We start from the raw sequence: 12149 nt of genomic DNA on the forward strand, positions 1-12149 counted from the left end.
CAAGCGAACGAATTAAAGTGTTTTTTGGCCTGGCTTCCAGTTAGCCGGGCAAAGTCCGCCTGTTTGGAGAGCTTGAAGAACACGTAATGTTTCATCAACGTCACGGCCGATGTTGTTGTGGAATACTGTTTGATATTGAAGTTCGCCTTCAGGATTGATGATGAACAATCCGCGAAGCGCTACACCCTCTTCTTCAATTAACACACCGTACTCACGGGATACTTCGTGGTTAGTGTCAGCAGCAAGCGCGTATTTCAGCTCGCCAAGACCGTTTTCTTTGCGGTCAGTATTAATCCAAGCCAAGTGAGTGTGGATTGTATCAGTTGATACGCCGATAACTTCTGCATCAAGGTCTTCGAACTCGTCATAACGGTCTGACATTGCTGTAATTTCAGTCGGGCATACAAAAGTGAAATCCATCGGATAGAAGAAAAGCACTGTCCATTTGTCGTTTTTCATATTTTCTTCAAGACTGACTTTGCCAAATTCCTTATTTGCAAGAACAGCTTCCATTTCAAAACGAGGAGCTTGTTTTCCTACCATACGTTCTGCCATATGTAATTCCCTCCAAAGTATATGATTTGGCTGAATAGCCATGTTAAAATGAGAAAAGAGAATAAATATTCTCATTTAGTTAATATCTTCACAAAAATAATTATAAAGGAATCGGTTTTTTTAGTCAATATTAACAAATAATAAATGTAAATAACTCTATCGCAATCGCTATAAAAAGTTTAACATGTTCTTGAGCAGGGAAACAAACTTTTAGCTTTATCTGCAATATGACCGGAAAGGAAGACATCTCTATGATTGATTTGAAACACTATGATTGGGCCGGACTGCTGACTGCTGCCGGAATATTCGTCATAAAACTGGCCCTCATTATTTTAGCCTATTTTATTTTTCGGGCGCTCGGCAGCAAACTGATCAAACATCTGTTTGCGAAATTTGAGAAACAAAACAACCTTTCGACAGGTCGCACCTATACCCTGCAAAGCCTGGCGCTGAATGTGTATGCATACATACTGATTTTCATTTTTATCGTGATGATATTGGATTTATTTCATTACAATCCGAGCGCCCTCATTGCCGGAGCAGGCGTGGTAGGGCTTGCGATCGGCTTTGGCGCCCAAGGGCTTGTCAGTGACATCGTCACCGGATTTTTCATCCTATTAGAAAAACAAATCGACGTCGGTGATTACATTACGGCTGCCGGCTTCAACGGTATCGTCGAGCAGGTCGGGCTTCGCACAACACAAATCCGCAGCTTTGACGGCACGCTCCACTATATTCCCAACCGAGGCATCATTAATGTGAGCAACCATTCCCGCGGCACGATGCAGGCGCTTGTCGATATTAAAGTGCCGCTTGAAAAAAATCTCGATGAAACGGTTCAAATTCTTCAAGCAGCGTGTGACAAAGCCGCCGCAGAGCTACCGCAAATTAAAGAAGGGCCGGATGTCATCGGCGTGCAGGATTTAAGCGCATCCGAAATGGTGATCAGAATTATCGCGAAAACAGAAAACATGGAGCAATGGCGGGTCGAACGCGTCCTGCGAAGAGAAATGAAAATCGCGCTTGACCGGTACAAGGCAGCCGCTTCAGATGAATAGAAAAACCGAAGCCCATGCTTCGGTTTTTTCAATTTAATGAAGTTTCTTTTCTACTTCGCTGCAGATTTCGTCAGCCGTCATCCCGGAAGCCGTAATGACAGATGCCTGTGTGGAAGTATCGGCTATACCTTGCACATTGCTGTCAAGCCCGGTGACGACACAGCAGTCACAGCCTTTAGCGTCATCAGGAGTCTTCATCATCACAACGTCATAGCCTTTTTGCTTTAAAGCTTGTTCTACATCCGATAATGATTGTTCAATTCCAATTTTTTTCGTCATATCGAACACCTCCGTTATGTAGAATGCTCATTTTTTGTTAGATTATTCTTCTTCTCGGATTTAATTGGCATATTCCGAAAAATATCCGACCATAACCTTTACTGCGGTTTCTATCGCGCCCTCATCGGGATTCAGCTTGGCATGGTGCAGACCGTGGGAGGAATCAGCTCCGAGCCAAAACATAAAGCCGGGATATTTTTTAAGCATATACCCGAAATCTTCTCCGGTCATGGCTTCTTTCGCTTCTTTCACTTCTGCCAGTTGACGGTCAGCCACAAATTCCATAAACTCTTCAGTCAGGCCGCTTGTATTAAACACTTGATGATAAACAGATGGGTATGTGACCTTTCCCTTACAGCGGAATCCGATTTCAATCCCCTTGACTAATTCTTCAATTCGTTCTTTCACCATGCGCATTGATTTCTCAGAAAGCGTCCGGATCGTTCCTTCCAGATGAGCGTTTTCCGCAATGATGTTTTGCGCTGTTCCTCCGGTAATCGTCCCGACAGTAATCACCGCGCTGTCAAGCGGATCCGTGTTCCGGGAAATGACTGTCTGCAGCTGAGTGACAAGCGTGCTTGCGGCTACGACCATGTCATCTGCGGTATGCGGATACGCCGCATGTCCGCCTTTGCCCTCCAGATCAATGACAAGCTCACTTGTATTGGCGAAAAGCAGCCCGCTTTTCGTGGAAATCGTGCCGACCGGCAGTTCAGGCGCGATATGCAAAGCCGTCACAAGATCCGGCGTCCACTTTTTCAGGACATCACTTTCAAGCATCGGTTCTGCCCCGCCCGGACCTTCCTCCGCCGGCTGAAATAGGAAAAGAAGATCATGCTTAACGGGATGATGGACAAAATGATCAATAATGCCAAGCGCTATCGTCATGTGCATATCGTGTCCGCACGCATGCATAAAGCCGGGATGCTCAGACGCAAACGGAAGCCCGGTTTGTTCTTCAATCGAAAGCGCGTCCATATCCGCTCTGTAGGCAAGCATTTTTTCCGGCGCCGTCCCGTTGATTTTTACAAAAATCCCCGTTCTCCATGTTTCGATTTCAATTCTATCTTCAGGGTATTGCTTTAGGATATTTAATAGATATTGCTGGGTTTTATATTCCTGAAAGCCAAGCTCCGGAATGCGGTGCAAGTCTCTGCGGATGGCAATCAGCCGCTCTTTTTCCATTTTGATTCCTCCTGCCTATACGAATAAGGCGTGGATTGTCATCCACGCCCTTCCCATCAAACCATTCCTTACAGTTGGCGTAATTCCTGTTTGATTTCTGTTTTGCCTTTTGTTTTTTCATCAATGTCTTTGATTTTTTTCGCAGGTGTTCCCGCTACAACGGTGTACGGCTCAACGTCATTTACGACGATTGCTCCAGCAGCGACAACCGCGCCTTTTCCGATTGTTACACCTTCAAGCACAACTGCGTTTGCGCCGATGACGACATCATCTTCAACAACAACCGGTTTAGCGCTTGGCGGCTCGATCACTCCCGCTAATACAGAACCCGCTCCGATGTGGCAGTTCTTTCCGACTGTCGCGCGTCCGCCGAGGACAACGTTCATATCGATCATCGTGCCTTCGCCGATCACTGATCCGATATTGATAGAAGCGCCCATCATGATGACTGCGTTATCACCGATTTCTACTTGGTCGCGGATAATTGCGCCCGGCTCAATGCGTGCTTTTACATCCTTAAGATCGAGCATAGGGATCGCAGAATTGCGGCGGTCGTTTTCTATCACGTAATCCTCGATTTTATTTTGGTTTTCTTCGAGAGCTGTTTTGATTTCGCTCCATTCACCGAAAACGACACCCGTGTTTCCGTTGATGAAAGCTTTTGCTGAAGCGCCAAAATTGATGCCTTCCAGTTCACCTTTTACGTAAACTTTAACAGGCGTTGATTTTGTACTATTTTGAATAAATGAAATAATTTCATTTGCGTCCATCATTTTCATATGTAATGTCCTCCTCTGATTTTCTACCTCATTACTGTAACAAAGGAAGGATACAAAGACAAGAAAAAAAGGAACAAGCCTTTATTCTGCCGGCTGTCTGCACAAAACGGCAAATTGTCTTCCGAATTCCTTTAATTCCTCTTCCTCACTGCCTTCAGGGTTCATTTCAATTTTGACAGACGGCAGCACCACCCGGCCGCCGCGTGCCGTAATCGTCTTTTCCAATTCATCAACCGCTCCGCAGAAAAATTCATAGGACGTGTCTCCCGATCCGAACAGAGCAAACGTTTTCCCCGTAAATTGAAGGTTTTCCATATCATCGGCAATATCCATTAATTCATCGGGAAGATCTCCGTCCCCCCATGTATATGTTCCAAAAATAATGTGCTCATAATCATTCAAAAGCTCAGCATCTATATCCATTGCTTCATATCTGTCAACGGATGCCTCAGCTTCAAGAAGCCCTTTTTCAATAAGATCGGCCATTGCTTCAGTGTTTCCTGACATCGTGGCATAAACAAGCAAAATATTCCCCATCTTCTTCTCTCCTTTATATATTGACATTAATGCGCGAGCTGCGCTGCCTCATACGGCCTGACAAATTTACATTCATACAGACCCGCGCAAAAAAAGTTCTCTTTTCGGTTTGCAACCCTCCAGCCGTGGCCCTTGATGGTATCAAACCATTTTAATTCCCGCGCCGCGAGATCCGCCTGATAAATGCGTGAAAATCCATCTTCATCTTGGGAAGAGGTGACATAAATAATGCCCTCATCCTCAGAGACATCGAGAAATGATTTTTCCCGCCCGGCAGGTCCAGGTGAAATGGCAAGCTCCTCTCCCGTCCAGACATTTTGTACTGTAACCGCGCCTCGTTTCCCCTTAATGGAACCCTTGGCGGAAATCAGCCAGCCCTCCTGATACATGAGCATTGATGCCGTCATGCGGTGACTTTCCTGATTCACGTGCCGGACGCTTCCGCTCACCAAATCAAAGGCCCAAATGCCGCCGTGGTTTGTATGGATTCGAGTGCCGATATAAAGGGTCTGCCCGTGTAAACATAATGACCGGATCACGGGCGGCTCCTTCAATCGTGAAAAAGGTTTAGCCACATGCCAAATGACGCCGAAATCATCGGATAAATAAAGGCAATGCTTGCCGTGCGCACAAACAAACCCGTCGCTGCGGCCCGTAACAGCCCATATCGCAGCGCTCGTCGGAAAACTGGATGTCGTCCAGGTTTTTCCTTGGTCGGCCGATCTGATAATAACGCCTTTTTCTCCCGCGGCAAATATATAAGGCCCTATGTACGTCATTACATGAATGTTGTTTTTCATTTGAAACAGCTTTTTCCACCCGTCTTCTAAAGAAAAATGAAAGATGCCCTCGCCTTTGATGGCGACAAAATATCCTGAAGACACAGAGGCCATCACCGCCGTCGCGCCTTTATGAAACATGGCATTGATCCCCGTGGTGTGCGGCCCAGGCAAGGAAACCGCGGACAAACTCCTTGCAGCATTCCTTATCTTCAGCCGTCTCCGGCGCAAGCTCGATTTTCAGCGTTTCCGGATACAAAGCAGCTCCGGCCTCTTCCAGCACATGGCTGAAGAGAGTTACAGCTTCGCAAAACTTTGGATAAGCATGGTCGCCGGACCCGAAACAAGCCGTTCTCAGCCCATTGAGCTGGAGATTTGAAATATCCTCATAAAAACCCTCCGCTTCATAAGGAAGATCGCCGTCACCCCAGGTATATGTCCCGATAAAGACATAATCATATAACATAAGGGAATCCGCATCAGCTTCATCCATGTCAGCACAGTCAATTGCAATCTGGTGCTCTTTCAGTGTTTCTTTTATGATATTGGCAATATCCTCTGTATTCCCGGACATGCTTGCGTATATGATGAATGCTTTTTGCATATGACCACCCCGTAATTGATAATGATTTTCATTAACATATACAATACTTTAAATGATAATGATTTTCATTGTCAATGAAAAATAAAAAAAGACAGCATGTGCGCTGTCTTTCTTAAAATGGGCGTTCCTCTTTCAGCATATCTTTCACGACAGAAACAAAGGCCTGCACCTGTTTTAATTCAAATGCCGGCTCATACCCGAGAAGCCATGTATCACGCCCTATCGGATGATCCTTTACATCCAAAAGCGGCATTTTATTTACTTTGTCTTCCTCTTCAAGCGTGACGGAAGGCAGAATGGCATAACCGATTCCGTGCAGAGCCATCTGCTTGCACGTTTCGATCTGGTCGACGAGGATCGTCTGCTTCGGTGAGGTTTTAAATTTTTGATGCCACCAATGCTGAATTTCTTGAAAATATGTACTGTCACTTTTGAACTGAATGAACGGCCGATCGGTATGGGCGATATCATCAATACAGGAAATTTCAGTATCGACCAAATATAGATGATCGGTCATTAAATATTCTTTTCGGCCTTTCCACTCCGGATTTCCCCTGATTATGCCGATATGCACCTGATCTTCATACAAACTCTTCAGCATTTCGCTGCTCCAGCCGGTAATGAGTGAGACCTTGGCATTCGGGTACCGCTCCACATATGTTTTTAAGACCTTCGGCAGCCAGTGCTGACCGATAATGGAGGCGACGGCAAGCTTCAATGTGCCGTGTATTTCCCCTTCAAGCTCATCAATATTTTCTCTTATTCTCTCTTGCCGATCCGTGACGTCATTTGCAAATTGAATGATTTTTTCCCCTGCCGGCGTTACCGTCAATCCTTTTTGAGATCTTAAAAAGATCTTTGTTCCCCAGGCTTTTTCGATGGTCTGCAATCGCTGGGACAGAGCCGGCTGTGACACGAATAACCGTTCGGCAGCCTTTCTCATGTTTAATTCCTCAGCTAAAACTACGAGCATATGAAGCTCTTGAAGCTGCATGTCGTCCTCCTTTTCAATGCACCTGCGTATTTCTTATCTTCCATTCTAATAAAATAAAGGCTGCCGAGGCAAGCATCACTCGTATGTATACGCTTTCTTTTTTTGGTATACGAAGAACAAATAGGCCGGTGCTGCGAGCCTACTTATTCAATGATCTGATATGCTTGCTTAATTGCTTTAAAACGACTCTTCTCGTAAAAATGCCTTCAAATACGCCTTCATCATTTTCAACGCAAACAAATCCGTTATTAATGACCATACTGAACCCTTTAATAATGGGATCATTTATGTGAAGGCGCGGAATATCCTTCAGCATGACTTCCTCAACTGTAATTTGGTCCAGCTTTTCAAACTCAATCCGTTCCAGTCCGAATATGCTGTTCATAATCATGTTTGTCCCGATCAAGCCGTGCAGACGGTACGAAGCGTCCAAGACAGGGATAGCAGTATAGCCGGTTTTTGTCAGCACTAAAAGAGCATGCTCAAGGTTGTTTCCGACCTGTACGTGCGCGACTTTATCCGCCTCGATCATAAATTGTTCGACTGTTGCTTCAAGAAGCTGATCTGATTGTAAGCTAATCATGTCACTTCGACCCCTTTACATTTTTCATCAAAACATGTATACCCTATATTACAATAATATAAACATTATCATTTTTTGTCGAAAAGTTTCCGTCAATAAAAAAGATACTCTTTGTATTCGAGTATCAATTATAGGTCACTGATTAATTTTCGTTTCGAAAACGGTCATAAAGCGTTACGAGTTTTTTATAAGTGGTTCCATCAACGCTTTTTGTCCCTGCTTCTATGTCGTTGATTTCGCTGGTCAAAAGCTCAATGGCATATTCATGATTGATCAGGATATTCAGCAGAAGATCTTGTTCTTCTTCCGTAAATCGTTCACCGATAAGACTCATACGTAATCAGGCCCCCTATTTTTTTACTGAATACCTCTGAAAGCAAGATTAGATTTGCTTTCAGCTCTACCGCTAGAATAAGTAAACAGAAAAAAATCGTCAACCGCATAATTCGACATTTTACGGTCTCAGCATGAAATATTATTTTGTATAACGATTTGCATAACTGAATGCTGTGTAGGAATCGGGCTTGATTTTCGCTTCAATGCCCATCGAGGTAATCCTGCCGGTCATTTCCTGTATCAACTCTTTTGTCAGCCCTTTTTTTCCGATATCCAGATGCACTTCAAATGTGAGATCCGCTCCTTCTCCGGTGAACGGCAGAAGCAAATCCGTAATTTCAATTAAGTGGCCGTCAAGGATATATGCGGCAGTCTCTTGGCTGAACGCGGTTTCAAGCGAAATTTTTTCGCGAAGGCTATGTATCGGTCTGGCGAGTTCATGATTTTTCAAACAGCCCCAAGCTCCCTTTCCTGTTCGGTGCAAGTGTATCGCTGTAATAAATTTCGTGCGGTCGCGGAAAGCTTGTGAATCGGTCCCTACAGACAGCACATATGCTGAACGGGGGTCTCTTCTGACAAAGCTTTTCAGCCGTTCCATCACATCTTGAAAGGTCATTTGTGCCTCTGAAAGATTATAAAACAGTAAAGAATCGGCCATTTAAAGACACTCCTCTTCAAAGATCTTACAACCAATATGAAACAAGCACATTCCTTTGCGTTATTTATAAGCTCTCCGCTTGCGGAAGACGGGAAGCTTGGTCAGCCTGAAAAATCAAATAAAGTTACTGAAGGAGCTCGAAGATTTCAATAGAAATCATGTCAATGTTATCAAACGGATATGTCGTTGGTTTTTCACCTTTTTGAAATACCGTAAGCTCAAACGTTTGATTCTTTTCGAAATATTTAACACTGCATATTTTTTCGCCGTTAACTTCAAAATAACGCTGCATCGGCTCGCTTGCCGCTTCCGCCGTTTCTTGCAGGCTTTGCAGCCTTGTGATGATACCCATTAATTGTGACATTCTAAAAAAAGACTCCTTTCAAAAAACAACTTCAAATCAACAAGTATTTATTATAATACAAGTTCTACAGAGCATCATACCATAAAGTAAGGCCGGATGGCATTTCCCCGCTGGATTTTACGAAAAGAAAAAAACGGGAAAACCTTGTTTTCTGATAGTTTGAAGCTTTTTTTTGAATGGCATACGCGTTAAAAATGATTTTTTTACCTTTTGAGCCGTCATCGTTACATGTATGAAAAAACAGGCTTTTTTATGCGCAGACAGCATAAAAAAACTTGGCGGGGGTAGCGCCAAGCTTTTTCGGATCTTGATCTGATAGAGGGGTTGGGGAACAGAGAGTAACTTCTCTCTATAAGTAAATGATAATGATTATCAGTATCAATGTCAATCGTTTTTTAAAATTTTTTTTCAAATGATATTAAAAAAAGCGGCATACCGCAGCCGCTTTAAAGTAATCCGTCCTGTTCATATAAATAAGAGTAAGGCAGATCGATAAATAAATACATATGGTCATCCATCGGGTACGAAAAGGTTCTGATCATCTCTCCCGTTTCAATGTCACTGTATAGATCACTAAAAAAACCTTTTCTCGAATTCCGCATCCGCATGATGTTTTCTAAAAAATACGGGCGCCAGCTCCAGTTTTTCTCCATATATTCCGGCTGATAGATCCATTCACCGGATTGCTTGAACACATTTCCCGTCAGCTGATAGCCCTCTTCATCGCACATATAAATCCTGAAGCAGCAGTCTGTCAGCTTTTCCGCTAATTTTTTAATAAACTCATCATCCGCCTGATGGGTTTTCATCAGATCTGAGACAACCTGATTCACACGCTTATAAAATTTCTCAGAGTGCTCATACACCGTCTCCAGCTTCTTTTTCTCCCGGGTGATAAACTGATGAAATTCTGTTTTTAATCTCGCTTTTAAAAGATCTCGATCTAAGAAATGATCAGTCGGCGCCTGCAGGTAATAGCCCTGAAAGAAGCGGCCTCCGTTTCTCCAGGCGTATTGGAGCTGAAAATCAGCCTCTATATCTTCATACAGCAGTGCAGCGCCGATTTTTCTCGCCAGCAATGAAATGCTGTACAGTACATGCTCATAGGACGGTGATGGCTGGGACACTTTCAGCGCCTGTAAATCAATTTTCAAAAGGTCTGGTGAAAGGAGCGCGATTCTGTCCAGGTTGCTGCTTTCCTTGCCTATATTGTCTACTGCGATTTTAATTCCGTATGTACGATAGTATGCAAGCATATGGTACAGCTGTTCAATGTCACCCTCAAAATTGTGCTCGGTGATTTCCAAAACGAAGCGGTTCAGTTCAATACCCTTTGCTTCATATTCTTTCAAGAGCTCCAGAAAGCTTTCACCGTGATCAAGCATCAGAACATTCGCATCCTGATTGATAAAGATTAAAAGGTCACGGTCCGCATCTGTAAACCGCTCAAGCGCCTGCCGGATAATTTTGTCATCGACCTCCAGCTTATATTCCTCAGGAATGCCGGGATCTAAAAAAAACGGCCCGAGACTCTCTATCTCAGAATCTGCCGAAATACGCCCCAGCACCTCATAGCCTACGACTCTTTGCTCTTCAGCGCTGAAAATGGCTTGATAATACGGAATGACATCATCAATATTCGTTAATATATCAAGTGGGTCCAACATGTTATCACCTGCTTCTCTATCTTTGTCTGATTATACCACATTGGTTATTGACATCAATTTAAGGCAGGATAATTCTTTTGAGGTACAGAATTAGGTAATATCGGAAATGATATTACTTATTTAGACGACGTTCATTATATTTTTTATGAACTAAATAAAAGATTGGCAGTCACAGATAATAAGTTCCTGTTGTTCCTTTATCTGTCTTTCCTTCATTACTTTTAAAGACAGTCACTCCATATTAAGTACTTGTTCCGTCTCTGTAATTTATCGGCAAAAATGCATATCCGGTTAAAAGAGGTTTTACATGTTCGCTCGGTGCATTTAAATATAAAGAAATCAAAGAGTCGCCGCCAAGTCCAGTTTGCTGCTCTATAATCTTTGTGAATTTTGCGTCATTCGGAAAATCAATATGAAATCATTTTTCGAGTCTTTTTATCTTTTTATATCATTAGTTGTACACTTCGTATTTTGATAGTATTCAGGAGATGAAATACAAAATACCGTCCATTACAAAGCAAAAAGAGAACCCCCAAAAACAATGTGAGCATTATCTTACATTTTTTCATCTCTACACTCCTATACCTGAAAGAAAATACTATAAACAGGCGAGCAAAAAAATTTGTCGCCTGCTGCATTTTTTTATTCGGCTTTCTTACATTCTTCTAAAACTTCACTAAATGCTCGGTTACTTAACCAATTGTCTAGAGTAATTATCAACTTTAAATACCCTTTGGAAAACCTTCTAAGGCCAAATATTTTCATCAGCATTCAAATAATGTTCTTCCTGCTATTATATATCATTACTGATTTACTCAATCTATTGCCAATAAATTGAGTATGCCTATTTGTTTTTTTGGTAAGAATTTCATTCCTTGATCACGTGGTTTTGCGCCGATCCAGCCGAAGTCAGATTGACTATATTGACAGCGTCATTACCCGCTGATTTGTTTTTTAAAAAGGATGTGAATTCAGCCATTGACCCCCGTCCAATGTCACACATTCTCCATTCATATAAGACGCATCCTCTGATAATAGAAAGGACGCCAGCGCGCTTATTTCCTCAGGTGTGCCGAAACGGCCGAGCGGCACACTGTTCAGCGTTCGCTTCATTGCAGCTTCTGATTCAAAGAGTTTTTCCGCTCCGCCGGTTCTTTCGATCGGCCCCGGAGCGATGGCGTTTGTGCGGATGCCGTATTTTCTGCCCCATTCGACCGCCAGCGTTCTTGTTAACGAAAGCACGCCTGCTTTGGCAGCTGCTGAATGGACGACACCCGCCCCGGCTCCCCAGGCATAAGTCGCTGCCATATTTAAAATGGAACCCTTTTGTTTCGTTTTGATCCAATGGCGGCCTGCCGCTTGACTGCAGAAAAATGTTCCGTTCAGGACGATGTCGATGACGGCCTTCCATCCGTTCGGTGAAAGGTCTTCAGCCGGGCAGATGAAATTCCCGGCCGCATTGTTAATCAGTGCGTCGACGTGACCGAAAGCTTCCTCCGTTTTGGCCACCATTTGTTCCGCCGCCGTCTCGGAGCGGACATCCATCTGAATAAAAGCAATCTGCCCCGGAAATGTTTCAATTTCGGCTTTCGTTTCCTCAAGCGCATCGAGAGTTCTGCCCGCCAGCATGACATGCCATCCCTCTCCTGCGAGTCTTTTTGCCATCGCTTTTCCCATACCGCTCGATCCGCCTGTAATCATTACTGCCTTCTTATTCATAACAAACACACCCCTTTATTTATTGAATGAATAGTCATTCATAATTCTATCA

Annotated in this window: 15 protein-coding genes; 1 reads left to right on the forward strand and 14 read right to left on the reverse strand. The window is 43.6% G+C overall.

The features are described from left to right. Positions 1-12 precede the first annotated feature (12 nt). Positions 13-555: a biofilm-specific peroxidase AhpA gene (ahpA, locus tag J7E26_RS06225; RefSeq protein ID WP_061522065.1), complete on the reverse strand. Its 543-nt coding sequence runs from the start codon at positions 553-555 to the stop codon at positions 13-15. A gap of 251 nt (positions 556-806) precedes the next feature. Between ahpA and J7E26_RS06230 the strand changes: the two genes are divergently transcribed. Beyond that, the gene (locus J7E26_RS06230; RefSeq protein ID WP_214799629.1) at positions 807-1613 is read left to right on the forward strand and encodes a mechanosensitive ion channel family protein; all 807 of its coding nucleotides are present in this window, start codon (positions 807-809) and stop codon (positions 1611-1613) included. Positions 1614-1646: 33 nt separating this feature from the next. On the opposite strand, the gene J7E26_RS06235 is transcribed toward J7E26_RS06230, so the two are convergent. From J7E26_RS06235 to fadH, 13 genes are all read right to left on the reverse strand, one after another. After that, the gene (locus tag J7E26_RS06235; protein ID WP_214799631.1) at positions 1647-1892 is read right to left on the reverse strand and encodes a YkuS family protein; all 246 of its coding nucleotides are present in this window, start codon (positions 1890-1892) and stop codon (positions 1647-1649) included. Positions 1893-1952: 60 nt separating this feature from the next. Beyond that, on the reverse strand, positions 1953-3077 hold the full coding sequence (locus tag J7E26_RS06240) for an N-acetyldiaminopimelate deacetylase (protein WP_214799633.1): 1125 nt from the start codon (positions 3075-3077) through the stop codon (positions 1953-1955). 68 nt (positions 3078-3145) lie between these two features. Continuing rightward, the gene (dapD, locus tag J7E26_RS06245; RefSeq protein ID WP_214799635.1) at positions 3146-3856 is read right to left on the reverse strand and encodes a 2,3,4,5-tetrahydropyridine-2,6-dicarboxylate N-acetyltransferase; all 711 of its coding nucleotides are present in this window, start codon (positions 3854-3856) and stop codon (positions 3146-3148) included. A gap of 81 nt (positions 3857-3937) precedes the next feature. Next, positions 3938-4393: a flavodoxin gene (locus J7E26_RS06250; RefSeq protein ID WP_214799637.1), complete on the reverse strand. Its 456-nt coding sequence runs from the start codon at positions 4391-4393 to the stop codon at positions 3938-3940. A gap of 26 nt (positions 4394-4419) precedes the next feature. Beyond that, complete coding sequence (locus tag J7E26_RS06255) at positions 4420-5313, reverse strand: WD40/YVTN/BNR-like repeat-containing protein (protein ID WP_214799638.1); 894 nt, start codon at positions 5311-5313, stop codon at positions 4420-4422. After that, the gene (locus J7E26_RS06260; protein WP_214799640.1) at positions 5303-5776 is read right to left on the reverse strand and encodes a flavodoxin; all 474 of its coding nucleotides are present in this window, start codon (positions 5774-5776) and stop codon (positions 5303-5305) included. Before J7E26_RS06260 ends, J7E26_RS06255 begins: the two co-directional genes overlap by 11 nt. A 112-nt stretch (positions 5777-5888) precedes the next feature. Next, positions 5889-6770 (reverse strand): transcriptional regulator CcpC, encoded by an 882-nt coding sequence (gene ccpC / locus J7E26_RS06265; RefSeq protein WP_214799642.1) that lies wholly within the window; start codon positions 6768-6770, stop codon positions 5889-5891. Positions 6771-6909: 139 nt separating this feature from the next. Beyond that, positions 6910-7353, reverse strand: coding sequence for a cyclic-di-AMP-binding protein CbpB (cbpB, locus tag J7E26_RS06270; protein WP_061522074.1), 444 nt, complete (start codon positions 7351-7353; stop codon positions 6910-6912). Between the two features lie 142 nt (positions 7354-7495). Further along, positions 7496-7687 (reverse strand): antirepressor AbbA, encoded by a 192-nt coding sequence (abbA, locus tag J7E26_RS06275; RefSeq protein WP_214799644.1) that lies wholly within the window; start codon positions 7685-7687, stop codon positions 7496-7498. A gap of 141 nt (positions 7688-7828) precedes the next feature. Beyond that, positions 7829-8347, reverse strand: coding sequence for a ribonuclease H-like YkuK family protein (locus J7E26_RS06280; RefSeq protein WP_214799646.1), 519 nt, complete (start codon positions 8345-8347; stop codon positions 7829-7831). Between the two features lie 124 nt (positions 8348-8471). Then, entirely contained in the window at positions 8472-8711 is a 240-nt protein-coding gene (locus tag J7E26_RS06285) for a YkuJ family protein (RefSeq protein ID WP_061522077.1), read from the reverse strand. A 446-nt stretch (positions 8712-9157) separates the two neighbouring features. Beyond that, a complete protein-coding gene (locus J7E26_RS06290) occupies positions 9158-10378 on the reverse strand; it encodes an EAL domain-containing protein (RefSeq protein WP_214799648.1) in 1221 nt (406 codons plus the stop codon). 954 nt (positions 10379-11332) lie between these two features. Continuing rightward, the gene (fadH, locus tag J7E26_RS06295; protein ID WP_214799650.1) at positions 11333-12097 is read right to left on the reverse strand and encodes a 2,4-dienoyl-CoA reductase; all 765 of its coding nucleotides are present in this window, start codon (positions 12095-12097) and stop codon (positions 11333-11335) included. Positions 12098-12149 lie beyond the last annotated feature (52 nt).

The sequence above is a fragment of the Bacillus sp. ISL-51 genome (assembly GCF_018613535.1).
Taxonomy (GTDB): Bacteria; Bacillota; Bacilli; order Bacillales; family Bacillaceae; genus Bacillus.